This window comes from Kitasatospora sp. NPDC001539 (genome assembly GCF_040298565.1).
Taxonomy (GTDB): Bacteria; Actinomycetota; Actinomycetes; order Streptomycetales; family Streptomycetaceae; genus Kitasatospora.
The window spans coordinates 1-24,623 of record NZ_JBEPAK010000039.1; the positions used below are offsets into that span (position 1 = coordinate 1).

General features: G+C 72.8%; 25 protein-coding genes and 2 pseudogenes. 15 read left to right on the top strand and 12 right to left on the bottom strand.

Translation table 11 applies throughout. The annotated features are described in order from the left end of the window. The first annotated feature begins 583 nt into the window (after window positions 1-583). The 3 genes from ABT247_RS09500 to ABT247_RS09510 are packed head-to-tail and all read left to right on the top strand — an operon-like array spanning window position 584 to window position 4,232. The gene (locus ABT247_RS09500; protein ID WP_350740597.1) at window positions 584-1,879 is read left to right on the top strand and encodes a lycopene cyclase family protein; all 1,296 of its coding nucleotides are present in this window, start codon (window positions 584-586) and stop codon (window positions 1,877-1,879) included. Further along, on the top strand, window positions 1,876-2,679 hold the full coding sequence (locus ABT247_RS09505) for a methyltransferase (RefSeq protein ID WP_350740599.1): 804 nt from the start codon (window positions 1,876-1,878) through the stop codon (window positions 2,677-2,679). Before ABT247_RS09500 ends, ABT247_RS09505 begins: the two co-directional genes overlap by 4 nt. Then, the gene (locus ABT247_RS09510) at window positions 2,676-4,232 is read left to right on the top strand and encodes an FAD-dependent oxidoreductase (protein ID WP_350740602.1); all 1,557 of its coding nucleotides are present in this window, start codon (window positions 2,676-2,678) and stop codon (window positions 4,230-4,232) included. The genes ABT247_RS09505 and ABT247_RS09510 overlap by 4 nt, the downstream gene beginning before the upstream one ends. Window positions 4,233-4,259: 27 nt before the next feature. On the opposite strand, the gene ABT247_RS09515 is transcribed toward ABT247_RS09510, so the two are convergent. The 4 genes from ABT247_RS09515 to ABT247_RS09530 are packed head-to-tail and all read right to left on the bottom strand — an operon-like array spanning window position 4,260 to window position 8,915. Next, window positions 4,260-5,270: a DUF5914 domain-containing protein gene (locus tag ABT247_RS09515; RefSeq protein ID WP_350740607.1), complete on the bottom strand. Its 1,011-nt coding sequence runs from the start codon at window positions 5,268-5,270 to the stop codon at window positions 4,260-4,262. Next, a complete protein-coding gene (locus tag ABT247_RS09520) occupies window positions 5,267-6,274 on the bottom strand; it encodes a phytoene/squalene synthase family protein (RefSeq protein WP_350740610.1) in 1,008 nt (335 codons plus the stop codon). Before ABT247_RS09520 ends, ABT247_RS09515 begins: the two co-directional genes overlap by 4 nt. Continuing rightward, window positions 6,271-7,809: a phytoene desaturase family protein gene (crtI, locus tag ABT247_RS09525; protein ID WP_350740613.1), complete on the bottom strand. Its 1,539-nt coding sequence runs from the start codon at window positions 7,807-7,809 to the stop codon at window positions 6,271-6,273. Before crtI ends, ABT247_RS09520 begins: the two co-directional genes overlap by 4 nt. Next, on the bottom strand, window positions 7,806-8,915 hold the full coding sequence (locus ABT247_RS09530) for a polyprenyl synthetase family protein (protein WP_350740616.1): 1,110 nt from the start codon (window positions 8,913-8,915) through the stop codon (window positions 7,806-7,808). Before ABT247_RS09530 ends, crtI begins: the two co-directional genes overlap by 4 nt. Before the next feature lie 367 nt (window positions 8,916-9,282). On the opposite strand from ABT247_RS09530, the gene ABT247_RS09535 reads away from it, so the two are divergent. Continuing rightward, the gene (locus tag ABT247_RS09535; RefSeq protein ID WP_350740619.1) at window positions 9,283-9,816 is read left to right on the top strand and encodes a hypothetical protein; all 534 of its coding nucleotides are present in this window, start codon (window positions 9,283-9,285) and stop codon (window positions 9,814-9,816) included. Window positions 9,817-9,918: 102 nt separating this feature from the next. Here ABT247_RS09535 and ABT247_RS09540 read toward each other — a convergent pair whose 3' ends face one another. Beyond that, window positions 9,919-10,842: an NADP-dependent oxidoreductase gene (locus tag ABT247_RS09540; RefSeq protein WP_350740622.1), complete on the bottom strand. Its 924-nt coding sequence runs from the start codon at window positions 10,840-10,842 to the stop codon at window positions 9,919-9,921. 144 nt (window positions 10,843-10,986) lie between these two features. On the opposite strand from ABT247_RS09540, the gene ABT247_RS09545 reads away from it, so the two are divergent. Continuing rightward, the gene (locus ABT247_RS09545) at window positions 10,987-12,066 is read left to right on the top strand and encodes a GlxA family transcriptional regulator (RefSeq protein WP_350740625.1); all 1,080 of its coding nucleotides are present in this window, start codon (window positions 10,987-10,989) and stop codon (window positions 12,064-12,066) included. A 172-nt stretch (window positions 12,067-12,238) separates the two neighbouring features. On the opposite strand, the gene ABT247_RS09550 is transcribed toward ABT247_RS09545, so the two are convergent. Continuing rightward, window positions 12,239-13,510: a PP2C family protein-serine/threonine phosphatase gene (locus ABT247_RS09550; protein ID WP_502892417.1), complete on the bottom strand. Its 1,272-nt coding sequence runs from the start codon at window positions 13,508-13,510 to the stop codon at window positions 12,239-12,241. Window positions 13,511-13,844: 334 nt separating this feature from the next. Further along, window positions 13,845-14,432 carry a TetR/AcrR family transcriptional regulator gene (locus ABT247_RS09555; RefSeq protein WP_350740628.1) on the bottom strand — a complete coding sequence of 196 codons (588 nt, stop codon included), beginning with the start codon at window positions 14,430-14,432 and terminating at the stop codon, window positions 13,845-13,847. A 104-nt stretch (window positions 14,433-14,536) separates the two neighbouring features. Between ABT247_RS09555 and ABT247_RS33620 the strand changes: the two are divergent. The 4 genes and pseudogenes from ABT247_RS33620 to ABT247_RS09575 form a co-directional block, all read left to right on the top strand. Beyond that, window positions 14,537-15,223: pseudogene (locus ABT247_RS33620) on the top strand (Gfo/Idh/MocA family protein); the annotation flags it as partial. Between the two features lie 55 nt (window positions 15,224-15,278). Continuing rightward, window positions 15,279-15,614 (top strand): hypothetical protein, encoded by a 336-nt coding sequence (locus ABT247_RS09565; protein WP_350740690.1) that lies wholly within the window; start codon window positions 15,279-15,281, stop codon window positions 15,612-15,614. A gap of 333 nt (window positions 15,615-15,947) precedes the next feature. Then, window positions 15,948-16,934 (top strand): DUF6585 family protein, encoded by a 987-nt coding sequence (locus ABT247_RS09570; RefSeq protein ID WP_350740631.1) that lies wholly within the window; start codon window positions 15,948-15,950, stop codon window positions 16,932-16,934. A 75-nt stretch (window positions 16,935-17,009) separates the two neighbouring features. Next, a complete protein-coding gene (locus ABT247_RS09575) occupies window positions 17,010-17,705 on the top strand; it encodes an alpha/beta fold hydrolase (RefSeq protein WP_350740634.1) in 696 nt (231 codons plus the stop codon). Between the two features lie 337 nt (window positions 17,706-18,042). Here ABT247_RS09575 and ABT247_RS09580 read toward each other — a convergent pair whose 3' ends face one another. Next, on the bottom strand, window positions 18,043-18,390 hold the full coding sequence (locus ABT247_RS09580; protein WP_350740637.1) for a nuclear transport factor 2 family protein: 348 nt from the start codon (window positions 18,388-18,390) through the stop codon (window positions 18,043-18,045). A gap of 304 nt (window positions 18,391-18,694) precedes the next feature. After that, window positions 18,695-19,339 (bottom strand): TetR/AcrR family transcriptional regulator, encoded by a 645-nt coding sequence (locus tag ABT247_RS09585; protein ID WP_350740640.1) that lies wholly within the window; start codon window positions 19,337-19,339, stop codon window positions 18,695-18,697. 236 nt (window positions 19,340-19,575) lie between these two features. Between ABT247_RS09585 and ABT247_RS09590 the strand changes: the two genes are divergently transcribed. The 4 genes from ABT247_RS09590 to ABT247_RS33625 all read left to right on the top strand — a co-directional run bounded on the left by ABT247_RS09590 (window position 19,576) and on the right by ABT247_RS33625 (window position 21,586). Continuing rightward, complete coding sequence (locus ABT247_RS09590; protein ID WP_350740642.1) at window positions 19,576-19,965, top strand: VOC family protein; 390 nt, start codon at window positions 19,576-19,578, stop codon at window positions 19,963-19,965. A gap of 167 nt (window positions 19,966-20,132) precedes the next feature. Continuing rightward, a complete protein-coding gene (locus ABT247_RS09595; protein WP_350740645.1) occupies window positions 20,133-20,642 on the top strand; it encodes an anthrone oxygenase family protein in 510 nt (169 codons plus the stop codon). Between the two features lie 153 nt (window positions 20,643-20,795). Beyond that, entirely contained in the window at window positions 20,796-21,143 is a 348-nt protein-coding gene (locus ABT247_RS09600; RefSeq protein ID WP_350740648.1) for a YciI family protein, read from the top strand. Window positions 21,144-21,301: 158 nt separating this feature from the next. Next, window positions 21,302-21,586 (top strand): hypothetical protein, encoded by a 285-nt coding sequence (locus tag ABT247_RS33625; protein ID WP_502892418.1) that lies wholly within the window; start codon window positions 21,302-21,304, stop codon window positions 21,584-21,586. Between the two features lie 150 nt (window positions 21,587-21,736). On the opposite strand, the pseudogene ABT247_RS33630 reads toward ABT247_RS33625, so the two are convergent. Next, a pseudogene (locus ABT247_RS33630) lies at window positions 21,737-21,847 on the bottom strand (helix-turn-helix domain-containing protein); the annotation flags it as partial. An 85-nt stretch (window positions 21,848-21,932) separates the two neighbouring features. Between ABT247_RS33630 and ABT247_RS09610 the strand changes: the two are divergent. Both ABT247_RS09610 and ABT247_RS09615 read left to right on the top strand, forming a co-directional pair. After that, window positions 21,933-22,598 carry a maleylpyruvate isomerase family mycothiol-dependent enzyme gene (locus ABT247_RS09610; RefSeq protein WP_350740651.1) on the top strand — a complete coding sequence of 222 codons (666 nt, stop codon included), beginning with the start codon at window positions 21,933-21,935 and terminating at the stop codon, window positions 22,596-22,598. Window positions 22,599-22,601: 3 nt separating this feature from the next. Then, window positions 22,602-23,108 (top strand): anthrone oxygenase family protein, encoded by a 507-nt coding sequence (locus ABT247_RS09615; protein WP_350740654.1) that lies wholly within the window; start codon window positions 22,602-22,604, stop codon window positions 23,106-23,108. 200 nt (window positions 23,109-23,308) lie between these two features. Here the strand turns inward: ABT247_RS09615 and ABT247_RS09620 are convergent, their stop codons facing one another. Together ABT247_RS09620 and ABT247_RS09625 are read right to left on the bottom strand one after the other, a co-directional pair. After that, entirely contained in the window at window positions 23,309-23,488 is a 180-nt protein-coding gene (locus ABT247_RS09620) for a hypothetical protein (protein WP_350740656.1), read from the bottom strand. 149 nt (window positions 23,489-23,637) lie between these two features. Then, window positions 23,638-24,582 carry a LysR family transcriptional regulator gene (locus tag ABT247_RS09625; RefSeq protein ID WP_350740658.1) on the bottom strand — a complete coding sequence of 315 codons (945 nt, stop codon included), beginning with the start codon at window positions 24,580-24,582 and terminating at the stop codon, window positions 23,638-23,640. Window positions 24,583-24,623: the final 41 nt, after the last annotated feature.

The window sequence follows — 24,623 nt, forward strand, 5'->3', positions numbered from 1 at the left end:
GCACCAACACGACGGTCCGAGCATGCCTACCGAGCGACGGCCACACACCTCACCTGCGAAAACGTGACCCTGCCTTCGGTTTGGGAATCGCTTCTAACCGTGAGACGGGCCTTATCAGACTGTCTGTCGGCCCGTCAGCATGACGGCTGCGCATCGCCACGCGTACCTGAGCCGTCGACTGGACGTCGACCTGGCGCACGCGTGTTCCGCGACCTGTCACCGCTCCGTCTGAGCACGGTGACCCGTCCGGCTTCGTCCGGGCCTTCTCCCCCTGATCCCTGCCGGGCCGACTGCCGTCCGGGTGCGGGTCGGGCGGTGTGCACCGCTGTCCGTATCCGCCTTCAGCCCGGACGGGGATCTCCCGTGCGCTCTGCGCTGCCCTCTCGCGCTGCCGTCTTCTCGATGGCCACCACATCTCCAGGCAGGTTCTGTCGCACGTGACACGCCCGGAACGCGACAACGCCGTCGACACCGCCGCGCGCCTGGGACGATGCCCGCCGGGCCTGTCTGACCGCCAGCGGACAGTCCGGGCGCAGACCGCCGTCAGACCCCGTCCAAGCCGGAAGGCGGAGGCAGGTTGAGGTTGAGAAGGACCGCTGAAGCCGGGGCCCGCCCCCTGGTCGTCATCGGCGGAGGAGCCGCAGGACTCAGTCTCGCCAATTGGCTGGTCGGACACGGACACGGGCACGGACACGGGGGAGACCGGCCCGGCCCCTGGCTCGACCTGACCGTCGTCGAGACCCCCGAGGGTCCGCTGCGCCCGCCACCGCGGACCTGGTGCTTCTGGGACGACCGCCCGGGGGAGTACGAGCAGGCTGTCACCGCGCAGTGGTCCCGGCTGCGGATCACCGGCCCCGACGGGAACGCCGTCGAGTCGGAACCCGCCCCACTGCGCTACCGAATGCTGCGCTCCACCGCGTTCGAGGAACTGGTCCACGACCGCCTCGATGCCCACCCCGGCGCCAGGATCGTGCGCGCCACCGTACAACGGGTGCAGACCCGGCCGGACGGACGCCCGGGCGCCCGCGTGGTCGCCACCGACCCCGCCGGACGCCCGCTCACCCTCGACGCCCGTTACGTCTTCGACTCCAGGCCGCCCGTGCGGCCGCCGCTGGCCCGGACCACCCTCCTGCAACACTTCCGCGGCTGGTTCGTGCACACCGACCGCCCGCGCTTCGACCCCTCGACCGCCCACCTGATGGACTTCCGCCTCCCGCAGCCCGCACACGGCCTCGCCTTCGGCTACGTCCTTCCCCTGGCCCCCGACCGCGCCCTCGTGGAGTACACCGAGTTCTCCCGACGTCCCCTGACCACCGCCGACTACGAGCGCGCGCTGCACGACTACACCCACCGCATCCTCGGCCTGGGCCCGTTCACGGTGGCGGAGGCCGAACAGGGCGTCATCCCCATGACGGACGGCCGCTTCCCCCGCCGTGCCGGGCCCGCACACGTACGCATCGGCACCGCCGGCGGCGCCACCCGCCCAGCCACGGGCTACACCTTCGCCGCCATCCAGCGGCAGAGCCGGGCCATCGCCGCGGCCCTCGCCCGGCCACCGACACCCGGCCGCACCGCACCCGCGCCCGCACCCCACCGCCGACGGGCCCTGGCCATGGACGCCGTCCTGCTGCGCGCCCTGGACACCGGCCGGATCGACGGCCCCCGCTTCTTCACCGACCTGTTCCGCCGCACCCCCGCCGAACAGGTCCTGCGCTTCCTCGACGGCAGGAGCACCCCCGCCGAGGAACTGCGCATCGGCCTGCGCTGCCCCGTCGGCCCGATGCTGCGCTGCGCCGCCGAACTCCCCCTGCTGCCTCGCCGGGCCCTGGCCGGCAGCGGACCGGAACACGCCCCGAACTCCTCCGAGGAGCTCCGATGACGCCGCTCCTGCACGACCGCGACCTCGTGCGTGCCTTCGACCACGCCGCACCGGCCTACGACCTGCTGACCGCTCTCAACCCCGGCCACCTCGCCGCCCTGCGCCGCTCGGCCCGCCGCCTGCGCTTGTCCGACGGCGGGGTCGGCCTGCACGTGCTGGACCTCGGCTGCGGCACGGGGGCCTCTACCCGGGCGCTGCTCGAGGCCGCGCCGCACGCCCGGATCACCGCCGTCGACGCCTCCGCCGGCATGCTGGCGCGGGCGGCCGCGAAGTCCTGGCCGCGGAACGTGACCTTCCTTCACCGCACCGCCGAACACCTGGTGGAGACCGGTACCGAAACCGCGGCCACGCCCGGCGCCGGGCAGCGCTACGACGCGGTGTTCGCGGCGTACCTATTCCGCAACACCACCGACCCCGACGCCGTCCTCGCCGGCGTGCACGCCCTGTTGCGCCCGGGCGGGCGCCTGGCCGTCCACGAGTACAGCCTCAGCGGCTCGGCGGCGCACCGGATGCTGTGGAACGCCGTCTGCCGCACGGTCATCGAACCCGCCGGAGCACTCACCGGCGACCGCGCCCTCTACCGCCACCTGCGCCGCAGCGTCCTGGACTTCGACACCGCACCGGACTTCGCCGCCCGCCTGGCACGGGCGGGATTCGCACCGGTGCGCACCCTGCCGGCGGCCGGATGGCAGACCGGCATCGTCCACACCTTCCTGGCCGCGCGCCCCCGCCCGGCCGCCGCCCCGCCCGGGGCCGCCGCGACGCGGCCGGGCCCCGCCGACCCGCAGGCGCACGCGTGAAGAACACGACACCCGCCGCCCGGCGCGGCCGCGACCGCCGGGCCGAAACGGTGCCGGCCGCACCGGGCCACGCCCGCTTCCCCGGAGCCGAACCGCCCCGGGTCGCCGTCGTCGGTGGCGGCATCGCCGGCCTTGCCGCCGCCACCGCACTCGCCGAACGCGGCATCGCGGTGACCCTCCACGAACGGGAGCCGGTCCTGGGCGGGCGGGTCGCCGGCTGGTCCACCCGCCTCGCCGACGGCTCGGCGGCCACCATGAGCCGCGGCTTCCACGCCTTCTTCCGCCAGTACTACAACCTGCGCGGCCTGCTGCGGCGTACCGACCCGGGGCTCACCCGGCTGGCCGCCCTGCCCGACTACCCACTGCGCCACCGCTCGGGACTGACCGACAGCTTCGCCCGGGTACCGCGCACCCCTCCGCTCAGCGCAGCCGGCTTCGTCCTGCTCAGCCCCACCTTCGGGCTGCGTGACCTGGCCGCCCTGGACACGCGGGCGGCCCTGCCGCTGCTCGACGTCCGCGTACCCGAGGTGTTCGAACGGTACGACGGCACCAGCGCCCACGAATTCCTGCAGAGGATCAACTTCCCCCGCGCTGCCCACCACCTCGCTTTCGAAGTGTTCTCCCGCAGCTTCTTCACCGACCCGCGCCGGCTGTCCGCCGCCGAACTGCTGCTGATGTTCCACATCTACTTCCTCGGATCTTCCGAAGGACTGCTGTTCGACGTCCCCACCGAGCCCTACCCGCAGGCCCTGTGGCAGCCCCTCGCCGACTACCTGGGCGCGCTCGGCGTCGATCTGCGCACCGCCTCCCCCGTCGACCGGGTCCGGCCGCTGGCCGACGGCGACATCGAGGTGGTGACCCCGGCCCGGGGGGCCGAGCGCCACCAGGCCGTCGTCCTGGCCCTCGATGCCGGCGGCCTACGGCGCCTGGTCGCCGCCTCGGAGCACCTGGGCCACCCGCGGTGGCGCGCCGACATCGCCGCCCTGCGCACCGCGCCGCCGTTCCTGGTCTCCCGGCTCTGGCTGGACCGCCCGCTCGCTGCGCACCGTCCCGGCTTCCTCGGCACCAGCGGCTACGACGGGCTGGACAACATCAGCGTCCTCGACCGCTGGGAGGGGGAAGCGGCCCGGTGGGCCGCCCGCACCGGCGGATCGGTGGTCGAACTGCACGCCTACGGCGTGGACGAGGACGCCGACCGCGAAGGAGTCCAGGAACGCATGACGGCCCGGCTGCACGAGGTCTACCCGGAGACCCGCGGCGCCCGCACCGTGGACGTGCGCCACGAATGGCGCAGCGACTGCCCGGCGTTCCCGGTCGGCGGATGGCCGCGCCGCCCGGGCGTCATCACCCCGCACCCCACCGTCGTCCTCGCCGGGGACCTGATCCGCACCGACCTGCCCGTCGCCCTGATGGAACGCGCCGCCACCACCGGCTTCCAGGCCGCCAACGCCCTGCTCGCCCGTTGGGGCGTGGCCGGCCAGACCCTGTGGTCCGTCCCCCGGGCCGGGCGCTGCCGCCCGCTGCGAGCCCTGGCCCGCCGGGCGGCCCGCTGACCGGAGGCCGGCGGGCCGCCCGGGCGCTCATCCGGGGAAGCGGCCGGTGCTGCGCAGGGCCCAGCGGCGCTCGGCATAGGCCAGGTCGTCGCGCCACAACCGCCCGGCCGTACGGCGCACCACCGGCCGCAGGACCGGAGCGAGCGCCCGGGCCACGGCGAAGCCGCGCCGTCCGGACGAGGCGACCACCGCTTCCACGACCGCCGAACGCGGGGCGGGGGAGAAGGGGGCGGTGAGCGCGGTGACATGGGTCTCCACCACCGAGCCGGCTCCCTCGCCCTCGGCGATGCGCATCACGACGGTCCGCGGCCCGGGCGCGGTGAACACCGCACGCACCGGTACGACCAGCCGTCCCGCCACCCGGAACGACACGTCGACGACGAACCCGTCCTGCCCGGCCCCGGCGCCGTCCGGCACCTCCACCACCCTGAGGTCCGCGAACGCGTAGGGATGCAGCCAGGAGCCGTGCCACGGGTCGAGCCGATTGGCCACCACGTCCTCGGGCTCGCACCGGCCCACCGCGGTGTACACCGCGGTGACGGCCCCCTTCGGGGCGGGGCGCCGCGGCACCGCCGGCTGCTGCCAGGGCTCCTCGCCGCCGACGGCGTCCAGCCGCACCCAGGCCAGCACCCCGTCCTCGTAGACCGGGTAGCGCTTCCACCCGGCGGTCCGCCCGCCGTCCAGCACCAGACCGTGCCAGTGGCACACCAGTGTGCCGCCCACCACCCGGCCGTCCCTGAGCGGTGCGCCCAGGTGCGGACAGATCCCCGACCCGGCCCGCAGCGTCCCGCCGCCGTCCCGCCAGAGCACCAACTCCGTCCCGCCCACCAGGCGCCCGCACGGGCGGCCGCGGGAGGCGATGCTCCCGGCCGCGCCGACCACGTACCAGTTCCCGAACGGCCGGGACGCCGCCCGTTCCAGGGCCGAGGCGATCAGTGCCGGCTTCGCCGCCTGCCACGACGGCTCCTGCCGCGCCCAGGCGGGGCCCCGGCGCAGCCGCAGCGGCGAGGTCCACTGCCGCCCGGGCCACGCGCTCACCGCCCTGCCCTCCGGCCGCCCGGGCCCGCCGAACGGCAGGGCGGCGGGCCGGCGGGCAGGTCGCCCCGCACAGCCGCCCGCCCCCGGGCGGCCAGCACGCGCGCCAGCCCCGCCGCCGCGACTGCGGCGCGCCGGCGCACCGGCACCGCCGAACGCCGGTGCAGCACCGCGTACCCGTCCCCGGCGATCGCGTCCAAGATGCCGCCGTAGAGCACGAAGGCGGTCCGGATGCAGGGCCGGACCCTGGGATCCAGCATCGCGATGCCGGGCTCCGCGTCCCGGTAGACGCCGCGGGCCACCCCGGCGGCGGCGACCAGGGCAGTCCGGATGCGGGCGTCGTCACGGCCGGTGCGCCGGCTCCACTCCAGCAGCGGCCGGTCCACCCCGTGGGCCGCGAGCAGGTCGCCGGGCAGGTAGACCCGGCCGCGGTCCAGGTCCTCACCCACGTCGCGCAGGAAGTTGGTCAGCTGGAACGCCACTCCGAGGGCCGCCGCGTACGGCTCGGCCTCGGCCCGGCCCGTCACCGTCCCGAGCACGGGCAGCATCTGCAGGCCGATCACCGCCGCCGAACCGTGCATGTAGCGGTAGAGGTCCTGGTAGGTCGGGTAGTCGGTGACGGTGAGGTCGGCGCGCATCGAGGCCAGGAAGTCGGTGAACAGCCCCGGGTCGATGCCGTACCGGTCGGCGGTGTCCGCGACCGCCCGCACCACCGGCTGGTCCGCGCCGCCGCCCCGCAGGCCCGCGGCCAGGTCCTCCTCCAGCAGCCCCAGCCGGCGGTCCCGCTCGACGGGCGTCTCCTGCCGGTCCAGCCCGTCGACGATGTCGTCCGCCCAGCGCGCGAAGCCGTACAGGGCGTGGACGGCGCACCGGCGCTCCACCGGCAGCAGCCGAGCGGCCAGGAAGTAGGTGCGCCCGTGCCGGGCGTTGAGGTCGCGACAGGCGGTGTACGCCGCCCGCAGGGCCGGCGCCGTCACGCCCGCGGCGTCCAGTTCACGGGCCGTCATGCGCCGCCCCGCCGACCGGGAACGGCCACGGGCGCTGGTACGCGGCGGCCCGGGCGCGGCGTGCCGATGAGGCGGGCGGCGGCGAGCTTCCCGCTGATCAGCACCGTGGGAACGCCGACGCCCGGGGTGGTGCCGCAGCCGGCCACCACCGCGTTCTCCAGCCCCCGCACCAGGTTGCGCGGCCGGAACGGACCGGTCTGGGTGAAGGTGTGGGCCACGGAGAAGGGTGTGCCCGCCGCGTACCCCAGGGCCGCCCAGTCGGCCGGAGTCACCAGGCACTCCTCCTCGACGGCCCCGGCGATGCCGGTGAGACCGCGCTGCTCCAGGGTGTCCAGCAGGTGGAGGCGGTAGCCCGGCGCCAGGACGTTCCAGGCCGCGGCGTCCGGGCCGACGACGGTGTTGGGCGCCGGCGCCAGGACGTAGTGGGTGTGCCGGCCGGCCGGGGCGAGCGACGGATCGGTGACCGTCGCCCGGGTGATCAGGAGCGAGGGGTCCGTCATCAGATCCCCGGTACGTGTCAGTTCGTCGAAGGTCCGTTCCCAGGCATGGCCGAACGACAGGGTGTGATGCGCCAGTTGGGGCCAGGTGCGGTCAGTGCCCAGGTGGAGGACGACCGCCGACGGCGAGAACCGCAACGGCGTCCAACGGCGCGGCGCCCGTCCCAGCAGCCGGTACGTCGCGGACAGGTCGGGCGTGAGCACGACCGCGTCGCACGGGATGCGCTCGCGGTCCGTGACGACGGCCGTCACCCGCTGCCCCGACCGCTCCAGACGCACGACCGTGCTCCCGTACCGGAACCCGGCACCAGCCGCCGCGGCGGCCCCCGCCATCGCCCGGGCAAGGGCGTGCATGCCGCCGCGCGGGAACCACACCCCGGCCACGGTGTCCATGTAGGCGATGACCGCGTAGGCGGCCAGCGCCCGGCCCGGAGCCACCCCGGCGTAAAGGGACTGGAAGGAGAACACCCGGCGCAGCCGCTCGTCGCGCAGATGGCGTCCGATCCGCGGGGCGAGCCGGCCGAATCCGCCCAGCGCCGCCAGGCGGGCCAGGTCCGGGTTGAGCAGCTGCCAGGGAGAGTCGAAGTTGGTGTCGATGAAGCGCCGCATCTGCGCGTGGTAGAGCCGGGTGAGCCAGTGGCGCAGCTCCCGGTAGCCCGCCGCCTCCCGCGGCCCGGCGAAGCGCTCCACCTCGGCCTCCATCGCCTGCGCGTCCGTGTGCACGTCCAATGCGCTGCCGTCCGCGAAGCGGGCTCGGTAAGCCGGGCGCAGCGGCAGCAGGTCGACGTGCTCGCGCAGCGAGGTGCCGACGGCCCGGAACGCCTCGTCGGCCAGGTGCGGCATGGTCAGCACGGTGGGGCCGGTGTCGAAGTGGTAGCCGCCGCGGCGGATGCACCCCGCCCGGCCGCCGGGCACGTCCCCCCGCTCGACCACGGTGACGCGCCGTCCCGCACCGATCAGGTGACAGGCTGCCGACAGCCCGGCCAGGCCGGCTCCCACGACGACGACGTGATCGGCCGCCGGCGCGGCGCGGCTCACGGGCCGCCCTCTTCACCGCGGAGCGGACCACGCGCCAGTCCCGCCGCCGCCCTCAGCAGGTCCGCCAGCCGTTCGGCGCCCGGAGCCTGTGGCCGGGCTCTCTCCAAGTGCTCCAGGCTGCGCTCGGACAGGCGCTCGATCCTGGCCTGGACCGCCGCCCGGGCCCCGGTGGCGACCAGGACCCGCCGGACCTCTGCCAGGCCGCCGTCGTCCAGGTCCGGATCGCCCAGGCAGCGCCCGAGCACATCCAAGGACGCGCTGTCACGGCGAGCGACGGCCCGGGCGTGCGCCACCGCGACGAGGAACGTGGGTTTGCCCGCCCGCACGTCGTCACCGCAGGGCTTGCCGGTGTCCGCCGGATCCCCGAAGAGCCCGTCGAGGTCGTCCCTGAGCTGGAAGGCGATGCCCGCACAACGGCCCGCCCGGCGCAGGGCCCCCGTCTGCTGCCGGTCGGCACCGGCCAGCGCGGCACCCAGGTGGATGGGCCGTTCCACCGAGTACATCGCGCTCTTCAGGCACGCGGTCCGCACCGCCCGCCCCGGCGAACGGGAGCGGGTCACCTGGCCATGGAGGTCCATGTACTGACCGGCCACCAGCTCCAGCCGAAGGTTCGACCAGATGTCCCGCACCTGCTCGCGCCGGTGCGGGCGCACCTGCGCCAGCGCCGTGAAGACGAGATCGTCGGCCCACACGAGAGCCAGATCCCCGGCCAGGACACCCGAGCAGGCCCCCAGGTCCGCCGCCGGCCGGGCACCGGCACCAGGGGCGTACTGCGCGGCCACGTCCGCGTGGAGGGCCTGCCCGCCGCGGCGCCTGTCGGAGCCGTCCATGACGTCGTCCTGAACGAGCGCGCAGGTCTGCAACAGCTCCACCGCGGCGGCAGCGGTCAGGGCCGCGCCGCCCGGCACGTCCCCGGAGCGGCAGGCACGCATCGCCCACCAGAGGAACTGCGCCCGGGTTCGCTTGCCACCGCGCCGGGTGAACGCCGCCACCCGGCGCGCGATGTCGGCGGCGAACGTCCCGTCGATGGCAGCAGCTCGAACGACCCACCGGTCGAAGTGCTCGTCGAGCACCCGGCCGACCGCGCCCGGCACGTCGGGGTCCACCCCCTCCACCGCGAACAGGGGCCTCGCAGCGGGTGCCGGCCGGGGGAGCGGACAGGACATCGGGCTCGCTTTCCACATCACGTTCCGGGGGCCGTGCGCATGCGGGCCCGGGCCGCCGCGTGACCACGACGCCAACGGGCCCTGTCCCCCCTATCCCGGATCCCGGCGCGCCAGTCGTCCGCGACGCATGATTCATCCGCTTGGTGCCCCGAAGGCCCTCTCTTGGCACATTCGCCGCCCCGCCGCAGCCCGCCCCCGACAGTTGCGCGGTGAAGGCGGCCCGGGCCGCGCCGCCGCATCGCATTTGTGTCGGGCGCGGCGCCCCGGCCATGATGTGCCCTCTTGCGAACGAAGGAACGAAACGAACATGAACGTCCAGGTGGAGTACGACGCAGCACCTGAGGAGCTCGCCACCGCGGTGAGAGCCAACGTCCCCGCACCGGCAGTGCGCTGGGCGGTCGCCGGTGCCTGGTTGCTCCTCGCTCTGCTCTGCCTGGCGGCGGGCGGTGTCCTCTTCGCGGTCGCCGCGCTCATCGCCTGCCTGATCCAGGTCCAGAACATCACCGTGGTCGCCAAGAAGGTCGCTTCCCGTGCCGCCCAGCGCCAGGCGGGTCCCACGTCGGTCGTGATGACCGATCAGGAGGCTGTCATCCGGACGGCGTCCGGGGAGCTGAGGTTCCCGTGGGTGTCGGTCACCCGAGCCACCGACACCCCCCTGGCCTGGTCGGTCCTGGTGAAGAGGCCGGGCGGAGCGCCCGTGGCCGCGACCATCCTCAAAGCGGCCTTCACCGACGCCCAGGCCGCCGACGTCTCGGCCGCGCTCACACGGCTGACCAAGGCCAAGGTCAAGGTCCGCAGGTCGAAGGCCGCCGGCGTCGCGCCCGAAGCCCTGGCCCGGTAGCAGGGGCCGGCCCCGCCGTCTCCGCCATGCGCTGGACGGGCGGCCCGCGGGCAGACCCGAGCAGCCGGGCGGAGGGTGGGTGCCTGCCGCCCGGCCGACCGGTCAGACGACGGTCAGGACGATCTTGCCGGTGGTGCGGCCCCGCTCGCCGAGTTCGTGGGCCTTCGCCGCCTGGCCGAGCGGAAGGACGGTCTCGACCACGGGCCGCAGTGCGCCCCGGTCGGCCAGGGCGGTCAGCTCGCGCAGGCCCAGGTGGTCGGGTTCCACGAGGACCCAGTCGGCCCGTACGCCGTCGCGGGCGGCGGGCACGTCGTCCGGGCCGGGCAGGGTGATCAGCCGGCCGCCGGGCCGCAGGACCGCCAGGGAGCGCTCGGCGATCTCGCCGCCGAGCCCGTCGAGCACCACGTCCACGTCGGACACGGCGTCCTCGAACCGCACCGCCCGGTAGTCGACGACCTCGTCCGCACCCAGTTCGCGCAGCAGCCCGTGCTTGCCCGCGCTGGCCGTGCCGATGACGTGGGCGCCGCGGGCCTTGGCGATCTGGACGGCCAGGTGGCCGACCCCGCCGGCCGCCGCGTGCACCAGCACCCGTTCACCGGGGCGCACGTCCGCCGCGTCGACCAGGGCCTGCCAGGCGGTCAGCCCGGCCAGCGGCAGGGCCGCCGCCTCCACGTGCGTCAGACCCGCCGGCTTCGGGGCGAGGTGCCTGGCCGGCGCCACCACGTACTCCGCGTACGCGCCCGCCTGGCGGGGGAACAGCGGCATCCCGTAGACCTCGTCGCCGGGGCGGTGGACGCCCACCCCGGGGCCGACCGCCGCCACGGTGCCGGACACGTCCCAGCCGACCGCCGGTACGTCGCCCCACTCGATCAGGCCCCCGCTCGCCCGGGTCTTCCAGTCCACCGGGTTCACCCCGGCCGCGTGCACCCGCACCAGGACCTCGTTCAGCCCGGGCTCGGGCCGCGCCAGCTCCCGCTCGACCAGCTGCTCGGGTCCGCCCCACTGCTCCACCACCACTGCACGCATGTCCGTACGCCTCGTTCTCCCCGGTCCGGTCGGACCGGTCGACTCGCTTCACCGCCGGGGTCCCCGGCACGACGGGGTCAACCATCCGGCATCCGGGGCGTCCATGGTGTTGGCCGTCCGGCCACTATGTGACAGGATCTGGCCATGGGACGGATCCGGGACGAAGCACCGCAGAACACCTCGCACCGGGCGGCGGCGGTGCCCGGGCCGCACCGGATCGCCGTGCTGGCCCTGCCCGGGGTCCCGCCGTTCGAACTCGGCATCCCCTCGCGCGTCTTCGGCAGCGCCCAGGACGCCGCGGGCCGCCCGCTCTACGAGGTCACGGTCTGCACCGCCGACGGAAGCGCCGTCCTCAGCGACGCCGGCTTCACCGTGCAGCCGGCCGCCGGCCCGGAAGCCCTGGCCGTGGCCGACACCGTGGTCGTCCCGCCCACCCACGCGATGCCGGAGCTGGGGCGCGGCGGTCCGCTGCCGCCCGAGGTCACCGCGGCCGTCGCCCGCATCCGCCCCGGCACCCGGCTGGTGTCCATCTGCTCCGGCTCCTACGTGCTCGCCGCGGCCGGGCTGCTCGACGGCCGGCCGGCGACCACCCACTGGAACCTCGCCCCCGAGTTCCGCCGCGCCTACCCGGCGGTCAAGGTCGACGAGGAGGTGCTCTTCGTCGACGACGGCGACGTGCTCACCTCCGCGGGGGTGGCCGCGGGCGTCGACCTCTGCCTGCACATCATCCGCCGCGACCACGGCGCGGCCGTCGCCAACCGGACCGCCCGGATGTGCGTGGTACCACCGTGGCGGGACGGCGGGCAGGCCCAGTACATCGACCGTCCGGTCCCCGACCCCGCCATCGCCGACACGAGCGCCACCCGGGCCTGGGCCCTCGACCATCTCGGCGAACCGCTGCCCCTCGGCCGGCTCGCCGAGCACGCCCGGATGAGCCTGCGCTCGTTCACCCGGCGCTTCCGCGACGAGGTCGGCATGACCCCGGTCCAGTGGCTCACCGCTCAGCGGCTCGAACTGGCCAAACAGCTCCTGGAGACCACGGACCTCTCCATCGACCTGGTCGCCCACCGGGCCGGCTTCGGCACCGCGAACTCCCTGCGCGCCCACATGCGGGCAGCGCTCGGCGTCTCACCCGCCTCCTACCGCCGCACCTTCGGCACGGACGACCGGGCGGAGGACCGGAGGGAGGACCGGGCGGACGGCCGGGTGGCGGGGCTGCGGTGACCGGCAGCCCACCCGCCCCGGTCGGCGGGCTCCGCCCGGGGGTGCCTCTCGGTCGTCCGTCAAGGCTGCGGGGGTCATGCGGCCACGGTTTCGCAGCTGCGGCATCACGCGGACGGTGCGGTCGATCGGGCCTGCGCTCGGGACGCCCTCGGCGGCCGCCGCAGGCCCGGCGTCACCCTTCGACCAGGAGCGGCCCGTCGAGTCGGTCTTCGGTGGGGGTGCGGATGGCCAGGATGGCCATGTCGTCGTGGCCGTCGCTGGGGTGGTTGTCGGCGAGGGCGCGGACGAGGTCGTCCAGGGGCTGGTGGGCGTGGGCGGCGGCGAGGTCGGCAAGGGCTGCGAGGCGGTCGTCGATGGCGTGACCGGGGTGTTCGACGAGGCCGTCGGTGAAGAGCAGGACGGTGGTGCCACCAGGCAGGAGGTGGGTGTGGTCGGGGCGACGGATGTCGGGGTCGACGCCGAGAGGGATGCCAGGTTCGGCGTGCAGGTACCGGGCGGGTCCGTCGGGGGTGAGGATGAGCGGGGGGAGGTGGCCGGCGGTGGTCCAGTGGAGGATCCAGCCGTCGGCGGCGGGTTCGATCCGGGCCAGCAGCGCGGTGGTGACGGGCAGGTCGGTGATGGCCTGGACGGTGTGGTCGAGCTGGGTCAGCACCGCGCTGGGCGGCGTCTTGCGGTTGTAGAGCAGGGCGCGGAGCATGTTGCGGGTCTGGGCCATGGCGGCGGCAGCCTGCAGGTCGTGGCCGACGACGTCGCCGATGACGGCCGCGCAGGCGTGGTCGGGCAGGACGGCGGCGTCGTACCAGTCGCCGCCGACGCTCGCCGGTTCGGCGGCGGTGCGGTAGATCGCGGCGCCGGAGAACGGGGTGAGGTCCGGCAGGGTGGGCAGCAGCAGGCGCTGGAACTGTTCGGCGCTGTCGCGCATGTAGCTGAACAGGCGGGCGTTCTCGATGGCGATGCCGGCGGCTCCGGCGAGGGCGCGTACGACCTCTTCGTCGTCCTGGTCGAACGGCCGGCCGTCATGGCGTTCGGAGAGGTAGAGGTCGCCGTAGATTTCGCCGCGGACGCTGACCGCCACGCCGAGCAGGGTGCGCATGGGCGGATGGCCGGGCGGGAATCCGACCGAGGCCGGGTGGGAGGGGATGTCGTCCACCCGCAGCGGCTCGGGGTGGTGGATCAGGTGCCCGAGCACGCCGCGGCCGTGGGGGAAGTCGATCCCGGCGAGGGCCCCGCGTTCGTCGTCGGTCAGGCCGGCGGTGACGAACTGCTCCAGGTGGTCGCCAGAGGGTGCGAGCACGCCGAGCGCGCCGTAGCGCGCGTCGGCCAAGTCCATGGCGGTCGTGACGATACGGTGCAGCACCGTCGGCAGGTCCAGCTCGCTGCCGATGGCCAGCACCGCCGACAGCAGCCCCTGCAGCCGGTCCTTCGCCCTGGCCAGAGCACGCAACTGCTGAGCGATGCCCTCCGACTGATCGTCCAGGAACAGCCGGAGATCCGGCCTGTCCTCACCAGGTGACGTGCCTGGATGATCCGCATCACGATTCAACGCGTCGCCTCGTTCATCACCGCCAACGCTAAACACGGCACCGTCACCAGGGCGGGAGCACACGCCCAGCAGGCGTCACCGATCGCGGGAGCCGGACGCGGCCGAGCGCCAACCGCTCGGTGCCCCATGACGCCGATTCCGGCGGCCGAGCCGCCCCACCGGCAGGCGCCCCCGGATCACCAAGCGATCCCTTGGGGCCGACGGCTGTACCGCTGCCACAAGCAGTGACGTCCGGTCAGCTGGGCAGCTGGAACAGGCTACGCAATGCCAGGTCGGCCACTTGGTGCAGCTGGTCGCGGGTGCAGCCGCTCGCCGCCTGTACGGCGATGCCGTCGGTGACGGTGTACACCAGCCGGGCGAGGACGCGAGGATCGGTGTCTGCCGGGAGGTCGGCTGCCTGCTCGAAGCGGTGGCGGAGCGCGGCTTCGCCGGCCATTCGCCGTGCGATCACCTCCTGGCGGATCGGTTCGGAGTCCGGGCCGCAGGCGTGGACGCTGTTGACGCTCAGGCATCCGTGCGGGGTGTCGCGCCCCGTGGTCAGCTCGACGGCCCCGAGGAGCAGCCGTTCGATCACGGTCTGCGCGGTGGGCGCCTCGAGGGCCTCGGCGGCGAAGGCTCCGGGGCTGGTGAAGTAGCGGTCGAGCACTTTTCGGAACAGCTGTTCCTTGTTGCCGAAAGCCGCGTACAGACTCGGCCTGTTGATGTCCATGGCCGCGGTCAGGTCCGACAGGGACGTCCCCTCGTAGCCCTGCCGCCAGAAGACCTCCAGTGCCCGGTCGAGCGCGGTTTCCGGGTCGAAGGCACGTGGGCGACCGCCTGACATGCGGCACCTCCTCAAGTTTTTTACCTATCGGTACGTTACCCCTTGAATCCCGGCCCCGAGTCTCCTAGTTTCGTATCGATCGGTACAGAACAAGGGGAGGGCACATGATCAGGGTCGGGGTTGTGGGAGCGAGCGGCTGGGCCGGCGCATCGCACCTGCCCGCACTCGCCGCACTCGCCGCGTTTGAGGTGACCGCGGTCGCGACGACCAACCGGGCCAGCGCCGACAAGGCGGCGGCTGCCCACGGCGTACCACGCGCCTTCACCGATGCCAAAACCCTTGCTGCCCATCCCGACGTGGACCTGGTCGTGGTGTCGGTCCGGGCGTCCGGGCACGCCGAGGTGATCAGGGCCGCGCTGGAGGCGGGCAAGCACGTGCTGTCCGAATGGCCGTTGGGTGTGGACGCCGCAGAAGCGGAGGACCTCGCCCGAGCGGCCGGTGCGGCCGGTGTCGTGCACGCCGTGAACCTGCAGGGGTACCAGTCCCCGGACGCCCGGTACGTCGCCGACCTGATCGCCGCCGGCGCGATCGGCCGACTCGAGTCGGCCGTCCTGGTCGCCGCCGGCGACCCACTGGGCGGCCCCCGGATCGCGCCGGAGCTGGCATGGACCACCGACCCGACTGCGGGCACCTCACTCCTGACCATCATGGTCGGCCACTTCCTGGCCACCCTGCACCGGATGGCCGGCAGGCTGGTCGAGGTCTCCGCGAGACTGCCCCGCCCGCACGACCACGTCGCCGTCACGGGAACCGGCCGCACGGTGCCCAACGGCGTGCCCGCACAGGTCCTGCTCCACGGCGTCCTGGAGAACGGCGCCTCCGCGTCCGTCGCCGTACACGGAGGCAGTGGGAGCCCCGGACGGCTTCCTCATCAAGCTCGTCGGCTCCGAGGGCACTGTGACGGTTGCCCCCACCCGACCAGGCACGTACATGCACTGGACCGACTGGGACATCCGGGTCAGCGGCGAGCAGGTGCAGGTGCCCGACCACTACCGGACCGTCCCCTTCGACCCTGCCGGTGGACCGGTCGCCAACGTCGCGGCCCTCTACCAGGAGATCGCCGAGTCGATCGCCGAAGGGCGCCGGCCCCAACCCGACTTCCACACCGCCGCAGCCCATCACCGGCTGCTCGCGGCCATCGAACGCGCCGCAGCGACCGGCGCTACGGAAAAGGTCTGGTGATGAACCCGACTTGACCCCTGCCGAGATGACGCCGAGTCACCGGCAGGCCCGTCCCCATCACGAACCGACGACAGGTGAACAGGCGAGCCACCAGCATCAACCCGCACCAAGCGGCGGTATTTGTCGTTTGCGCACACCGGTCCAGGGCGCGAGGCCGCCCGAGAGCCAAGGCAGGACGAGGGTCTCAGGTCAACCCCTCTACCGGCAGGCCCCGGACGTCCGGAGCGGCCGCCCGGTCACGCCTTCATGGTCCGGCCGAGTTAGCCTGAGGAGGTGGGGACTTGGGGATGGGCCGCAGTCGTTCCGGACGCAGATGCACCCATCGGCTTCAGGGTGACCTTCAATTCTCGGCTCTTCGGCACCGAGGCCGAGGCCAAGGAGCATCTGCAAGAGCATCTCGATGCGCGCGCGGGCGGGGACGGCGGGATCAAGGTCGCGGCCGAGCGGCTCCAGACCGTCTACTCCTTCTCGCTGTACGCCCACACGCACGCTCCGGACGGGCGAGGCTGGCACGTCCTGGCCGCGGACAAGGAACTGTGCCGGCTCGTCGTCGACCGCAGCGGCGTCGTGCGCCGCGTCCGCTTTCGGCGGCCCGGCTGGTCCGCCTTCGCCTCCGAATCGGCTGACGTGCCGCCCGAGGTCGCCCGGATCGCCGGTGAGCGGCGGCTCGGCCGGCACTGCAAGACCCTCGCCGTTCCGCTGGTCGCCGTTCCCGGCCAGCAGGTCTCCGGGAACCGGGTCTATGAGTTCGAGTACGGCCTTGTCCGGCACGATCAGGGGGCCGCTCCGCTGGCGCTGCGTTGGGACGAGACGACAGAGCTGTTCCGGGACGTCACCGTCACCCGCCACCCGCAGCTGAAACGCGAGTCGATGTCCTTCTCCTACACCCTGATCGGATCGAACGGCACGAAAATACCGATCATCGGCTCCTACGACGAGCATGCGGAAGGTGCCGATTCGCCGGCCCGCCAGTACGCCCTCCTCGGCAGGCGGGCCGAGGAACAGGTCACCCGCGCCCTGATCTCCAGCGCGCGGGCAGCGCTGGACGACGGACAGTCCCTGACCTTCGGGAAGTTCACCATCAGCGAGGCCGGGATACGGGGAAAGCGGGGCCTCATCCCCTGGAGTGAGGCCACGGTGTCGACCACAGGCGGCCGCGTAACCGTCAGCAGAACCGGCAAGCTGTTCTCGGCCGCTTCCGAGAAAGTAGCCGACATCCCGAACGTGTCACTGCTGCTCACGATCGTTGACGCGTACCGTGCCGAGGCTAATGACGGGGTAGCTGGATCACAGAAGTTGAGCCAGAACCGAAACTCGTGAACAGAGACATCCCTGTGCCGAACTGTCCAAGATCACCTGGGACCTCACATGACACGGAGGGAAGGTGTCAGTTTCATGACCGGCCCTACCTTGCCACGAGTACGACGGATCACGCGCCCCGATGTGATCCTGCGCGGGGAAGAGGTCGGTGTCGGACCGACCTTTCTGCTCCTTCACGCCGGCGGCGAACGCCGGCAGGTGTGGGGGCCGGTCAGCGAGGTCCTCGTCGATGCCGGGTACCGGTGCGTGGCCTTCGATCAGCGAGGCCACGGCGACAGCGGGGGCCGTGCTCGGACGCTGTCCTCGTACGCGGACGACATCACCGCGATGGTGCACGCCGAGCCACCAGCAAGCGTGGTCGTCGGTGCCTCACTCGGCGGCCTCGCCGCCATCGCCGCCCTCGGGGATCCGGCAGTGCGAGCCAGGGTGGCAGGGCTGGTGCTGGTCGACGTCGTCCCCTGCCTCGAACCCGCCAGGGTCCGCGGCTTCCTCGCCTCCGCAGGCCTGCTCGGCACCCACACCGAGCTCGTCGAAGACATCCTCGCCCAGGTTCCCCGCCTACGTCAGATCACTGCGGAACTCGACCTGCCCGTCCTGCTCGTCCATGGCGACAACGGCTCGTCGCTCACCGGCGAGGACATCGACCAGTTGCTGCGGCTGGCTCCCCACACCGCAGTCCGGCTCATCCCGGGCGCTGGACACCTCATTGCCCGCAATCAACCCGTGGCCTTGGCCCAGGTCGTCATCGCCGCCACCACCGACTGGCGGTAAGAGGTCCTCACAAAGGCGTTGGACGTGTCTGTGGGCGATCTGACGGGGTGTGCGCGGACACCCCGCCGCGACCTGCCGTCGGCCTCGTAAGCCACGCGGCGCCGACGGCCTGGTGGTTCTCGCCGGTCTCGGCGGCGCGGCCCGGGCGGCGTTCTTCCGCGTGGTTCTTGACCATCGGGTGTCCTTGCTGGTGACCGACCCCGCTCCGGGCCGCTGGACGGCACCGGGACTCTCTGCTGAGAGGCAACACCGTACGACCCTCGCGGTCCGCTATGCGGCAACCGTTCTGGTAGCGGCCATCAACCAGTGGTAGTGACCAGCGGACTCACCATCCGGATCAGCCGGTCGCCCTCGGCGCTGCGCAGGCGTCGGCGATGACCCGTGTGTCCCAGTAGAACGGACGGACCTCGGTGATCCTCCCGTCCTTGACCGTGATCGCCTGCAGGATCGGGAAGGAGAGTTCGCGGCCTGTCGCACGAGCGCGAGCACGGACCTGGGTGAGCACTACCGCAGTCTCACCGGCGGCGAGGAACTCCTGCTCCGCCATGTCGAATGACTCCCAAGCGGCACCCATCGCAAGGAAGAACGGCGTCATGCCCGAATGCCCGCGCCAGGTGCCTCCATAGGGGAGGGAATCAGCTTGATGCAGCACCACATCCGGTGCGAAGAAGGGGGTGCTGATCACCGGCCCGTTCACCGGCGTCTTCGACTTCCGCCCGGCCGCCGCCGACCGGCTCCTCTTCCTGACCACCCCGGTCCGCCTCGTCGGCCCCTGACCCCGGTACGGCGACAACCTCAGCCACCGCCGTGCTGTCCGGCCCAGTGCCCGGGGGGTGGATCCGTGCAGCACGGTATCCACGACCAGCCGACGCGGTACCTCCAGAAGGTCGTTGACGGGCCCTCAGCGGCGGTGATCGATTCGCTGCTGCCGGGGCGGGCTTGCACGGACGGACACGCCGGGCGGTGATCTTCGCGGAGACCTCAAGTCCTCAGGCGGTTGCGTAGCCGGACAGGGCGGGCTCCAGGACGTCGAAGGCCTGGGCGGCCTCGGCGGTGACGGTACGGGCGATCCGGTCGTTGGGGTGTCCGGCGAGGGTGAGTTCCTGGATGCGGTGGAACAGCACGCGGTGGACGGCGCCGAGCAGCGCGGCCGCGGCGCGGACGGTGATGTCGTCGGCCTGGGCGCCGGTGGCGTCGGCGAGTGCCCGGGCGAGGCGGTGCTCGCGCTGGTCGTGCAGGCCCCGCAGACAGGTGCTCAGGGTGGGGCTGTCGCTGATCATGCGGGCGAACTCCGGGCCGGAGAACCCGGCGACCGGGTCCTGGGCGGCGACGGCGTCGGCGAACGCGCGGCGCAGCGCGGCCAGCGCGGATTCCCCCGGGTGCCGGTCGGCGACGGCCTCGGCCAGGGAGGCAGCGAACGCCTCCTGGTGGTCCAGGACCAGGTCCTCCTTGCGGGCGAAGTAGTTGGTGACGGTCTTCTTGGCGACCCGGGCGGCGGCGGCGATCTCGGCGATGGTCGTCTGCTCGAAGCCCTGGGCGATGAACAGCCTGGTCGCGTGGTCGGAGATGAGCTGCCGGGTCTCCTGCTTCTTCGTCTCGCGCAGCCCTGCGGCGACGGGTGTCTGAGTAGCCATGGGGAAATCTTACCCTCGTCGCAGTTTTATGTTGACACCCCGTTGGGGGTCGGCTAACTTACCACCGACGAAAGTTTGCGCCAGGGGAACGTTTACGCGGGACGAAGCTCCCGATGCGTGAGCGCCGAACTGCGCCGTCCGTTGGACCGCGGCGTCCGCGGCGGACAGCCCCAGGACCGTCCACGTCGTCACCTCGCCGCGGCCACCGACCCGTCCCACCTGCCGAAGGAGATCCCGTGCAGTTCACCGCTTCCACCGTCTCGCTGACCGTCGACGACGTCGCCGCCTCCCGGGAGTTCTTCACCACCCACCTCGGGTACACCGTGCAGCACACCGCTGACGGCTTCGCGTCCCTGTCGCGCGAGGACGCGGTCGACGTCGTCCTGCTCGCCCGCGGCATCGAAGTGCTGCCGCCCGAGCAGCGCGACCAGCGCGCCGCCGGTCTGATCCTGGCCTTCACCGTCGCCTCCGGACTGCAGGAGCAGGAGCGGCTGCTGCGCGACGCCGGCGCCCGGATCACCATGCCGTTGCGCCAGGAGCCGTGGGGCGAGCGCCTGTTCCAGGTCACCGACCCCAACGGTGTGATCGTCCAGTTCGTCGAATGGGCCGCCGACGCCGGGCAGTGACCCCGACATGGAGGAATCCGAGCTTGCGGCCCGAGCCCCGCGACGTTCACCCGCCGGCCGCCCGCGACCGCGCTCCGCTCCGGCGAACCGCCGCTCACCCCGCCCACCGCCACCACGGGCGCGCGCACCCATCACGACGACCATCCCAGCGAACGGGAACCGTGACCATGCCGACCCTCCGCGCCGCCGTCCTGCTCGGGGCGACCGTCACCACCGGGCTCAGCGCCGGACTCTTCTACTCCTACGCCTGCTCGGTGATGCCGGGCCTGGCCCGCGCCGACGACCGGACCTTCGTCGAGGCGATGCAGCGGATCAACGTGGCCATCCTCAACGGCTGGTTCATGCTGTCCTTCCTGGGCGCCCTCGTCCTGATCGGAGCCGCCGGCCTCGTGGAACTGAAGACCGGCGGCAGCCGCACCGTGCTGCTGTGGATCGGCGCGGCCGCCGCCTTCCAGCTGGCCGTACTCGTGATCACCGGCGTGGCCAACGTGCCGCTCAACGACCGCCTGGCGGCCGCGGATCCGCCGGGCGGCGGCACCGACCTCGCCGCCGCCCGGGCCGCCTTCGAAACCACGTGGGTGCACTGGAACCTGGCCCGCGCGCTGGCCTCCACCGCGGCCCTGACCTGCATCTCGTGGGCCCTGCGGCTCTCCGCCCGGACTCCCGCCCCGGTGTGAGGGCGGTGATCGTCCAGTTCCTCGGACGGGCCACCCCGCCCTGGCCCCGCGACAACTGACAGCCCCCATCCCGGCGAAGCGGCTGCCGAGCACCGCCGACCCCCCAACCCGCAGCCACGGTCTCCGCGCGGAGGCCGAAGAGGAGGAGTATCCATGAAGTTCGCACTGGTCATCTTCGAGACGCCGGAGTCGCGCCGCAGGATCCAAGCCGACCGGGACGCCTACCGCACGGCGTACGAGACCTGGATCGGCCGCGTCGCGGCCGCCGGCAAACTCGTCGGCGGTGAAGCCTTCGACACCGAACGCGCGCTTCCGGTGACCGTGCGCAAGGCGCCGGACGGTTCGCCCCGGGTGACCGAGGGGCCGGCAGGAATCGGCGAGGAGACCCTCGGAGGCTGGTTCGTCCTCGAGACGGCCGACCGGGAGGAAGCCGTCGAACTGGCCAAGGGACTGCCCACCCCGGAAACGATCGAGATCCGCCCGATCCTCGAATCCGCCTGACGAAGTAAGCCGCCTCCGCGCCCGGCCCCGGCACACCCGGGACAACGACCCGGGCCGAAATCCGTCCCGCTGGCCCCGCGCCGGCCCCGGCCTCCCCGGCCGAGCAGCCGGCAAAGGCCTTCGAGGCGCTGCGCCGCGTCGCCTGCACGATCCCGACAGTGCGGTTCGGCGACCCGGACCGCCTCGGCGACCTGGACCTGGCGGTCGGTGAGGGCTGGCTGCTGGCCTCCTGGGACGACCCGCAGGCCGAGGACGTCCACCTGCTGCTCTACCGGGGCCGGCCGATCGGCTGGACCGCGCCGCTGCCGGACGGACCGTGGAGGGCAGGCCGGGCACGTCGCCGCCCAGCACCGGGGCGGGGGGCGGGCGTCGTGGAAGTCCGCGAGGAAGGCGCCGATGGCGAAGGCGTGGCCGGGTGGCGCCGGAGACCAGCCCGAGCGTGACCCGTCCGTGCAGGAGCCCCGTGTCCGCATCCACCGCCTGCTGCACGCGTCCGCCGTGGCCAGTGCGGCACGGGCGTACGGCAGGACCGCTCGGCCCGTCTCGGTCGGTGCCACCGACCGGCCTGAACGGTCGAGCAGACTATGCCCCAACTCATGCTCCAAATAGCGAATTTGGGCACTGAGGCCGGGCGGCGCGAGATGCAGCCGGGCTGCGGCCCGGGTGAAGCGGCCTCCTCGACGACGGTGAGGGAACAGCGCCACCGACGAAGCTCTATAACTGGCGGTTCTGGGTCTCAGGAGAACTGTCTATTGGAGATATCGCTCCCCTGGCCGCAGTCTTGATCACATGGAGAACGCGCCAACACGCACGCAATCGGAGGCCGAGGTCAGGGCAGCGATCGCGGCGGAACGCCGAGAACTGGCAGACCTGTTCGACAGTCTGTCGGCCGATCAGTGGAACGAGCCGGGCCTCTGCACGGAGTGGAGGGTTCGCGAGGTCGCCGCTCACAGGTCGACGGGCGTCCGGCTGTCCCTGCCTGCCGCGCTCGCCGAACTGGCCGAGGCGCGCGGGAATCTCCACCGAACGACCGACCGGATCGCACGTGGGGACGCGACCGCCCGTTCCACCACCGCACTCGTCGCTTTCCTGCGGGACAACACCCACCACCCCTGGACACCACCGATCGGCGGGCTCCCGGCGGCGCTCGGTCACGACGTGGTGGTGCACGGCCTGGACATCACTGTCGCGCTCGGCCGTGACCGGCGCGTTCCCGAGGACCGGATCCGCATTCCGCTCGACGGGATCCGGCCTGCCATCCTGAGGTTCTTCGGCGTGGACCTCGACGGGAGCCGGCTGTGCGCCGATGCCCTTGACCGGTCGTACGGCTCCGGCTCGCCGGTGTACCGCAGAGCCCAGGGCCTCCCGCTGCCGACCTTCGGTCGCAGGCTACCGGACGGCCTGCTCCGAGGCGAACCGAGCAACCGTTTCACCCGAGCTGCCAAGGGGGCATGAACCATGCGCATCCGGTACCTCCTGGGAGTGGCCCTCCTGTCCGCCGGCCTGCTCGCCGGAGCCTTCGGCTACGGCGCCGCCAACCTCGTCCCGACCTTCAACGCCGTGCCGATCGACATGAGACTCCACTTCCACACCGAGCTGATGAAGATGAACGGCATCACCATGCAGGGAGCGATGGCGGTCTCGGCCTTCAGCTCCCTCGCCCTGGCCGCCCTGGCACGCAGCCGCGCCCGGGTTCTCGCAGGCACGGCAGGGGCCCTGATTGTCACGTCCTTCCTGATCACCCGGTTCGGGAACGTCCCGATCAACGGCCGCATCAAGGAGTGGGCCGCCACCGCGCCGCCCGCCGACCACGCGGAGATCCTGCGCCGGTGGGAACTGTTCAACGATGCCCGCACCTTGGCCGCAGTCGCGGCGTTCGCAGTCCTGATCTCCCTATCGATGACACAGTGCCGTGTCGACAGTGCTCCCGTGATGGATTCCGGGGGATCACGCCCGAAGTCATGACCGCTCGGCGTCGGCAGCTGGCGGCTGCCGGAGGGCCGGTGCCCGGAGTCCGTTGAGGGGACCCGGCAGTTGGGCTTGACGCCCCGCAGCCGTCGGCCGGCCGTGCCGTCGGCCAGCTCACCCCCGGCGCAGGGGAGCCGACGGGTGGCGTCCACACCGGCGGTCTCCACTCCAGGCTGGCCGGCCGCCGCGGCCGGCGATTACGCACGGTCGGCCCCCAACCACGGTGCGGCGGTGATCCCCAGCTCTGCCTTCGCCAGCAGGACGCCGAGCAGCCGTCGGCGGTTCTCCTCCTGCGGGCCCTGCGGCCACAGCTCGGGGTCGAGTACGGCCTCGGCTCCCGGCGTCACCAGGGCCGCATAGACCTGATCGGCACTCACCGGACACTCGCTCCGGATGCTCGCCCGGCCCAGCCTCCCCGGTCGGCGGCGCCAGCGCACGGACCCACGCCCGAGATGCCGCCTGTTCGAGTCCTGGCCCCGACGAACGCTTCACGCACCTCAGGAACAGGTACTTACTGCCGCACTCGTCACCGTTGTCGCTGCCCTGATCGCGCTCCTTCCGTGGAGAGTCCGTCCGGCGCATCGTGGTCGAGGGCGGTCAGGACCGCTCTGATCAGTGGGTTCGTGTCATTCTTTCGCCAGGCGACGGCGACTCGTGTACGGACGGTGTCGGGTGAGATCCTGCGGAAGGCAACGCCCTTGAGACGGATGCGTCGGATGCTTTCCGGGGCCAGTGAAATGCCCAGACCGGTTTCCACCAAGGCGCACACGGTCTGCCATTCCACAGCGTGTTGGGTTACGTGAGGGGTGAAGCCTGCGGCGGTGCAGAGATCGGTGATCTGGTCGTACAGCGGCGGGCCGACGGCGCGCGGCAGCAGTACGAAGGGGCAGTCCGCCATCTCTTCGACGGGGACGGTTCGTCGTGCCGCGAGCGGGTGTGAGGCGGGCAGGACGGCCACGAACGCTTCGGTCAGCACGGTCTCGAAGTCGAGCTCCGCGTCGTGGGGAGGTGGTTCACGCAGCAGGCCGATGTCGATCGTCCTGTCGCGCAGGGCAGCCAGTTGCGGCGTGGTGGTCATCTCGGCGATGTCCAGATCCACCGCGGGAAACCGTTGCCGGAAGCTTCGCAGCAGGCTGGGCAGGACGGTCAGAGCGACGGAGGCGGCGAAGCCGATCCGCAGGCGGCCTGCCCTGCCGCTGCCGACCTCTCGGGCTGCTGTCAGGGCCGCTGCGAGGTGACTGAGGGCGTGCCGGGCGGCGGGATGGAGTTCTCGCCCGGCCGGGGTGAGGTCGATGCGTCCGGGTTCGCGACTGAACAGCGCGTACCCGACCTTGTCCTCCAGGCGGCGGATCTGCTGGCTCAAGGGCGGCTGGGCGATGCCCAGTCGGGCGGCTGCGCGGCCGAAGTGGAGCTCCTCGGCGAGCACGACGAAGGCGTGCAGCTGCGGCAGGGGGAGTTCGGGACGATCCATACTCTTAGAGATATCACCCGGTACACAAGGACGTATTAGAC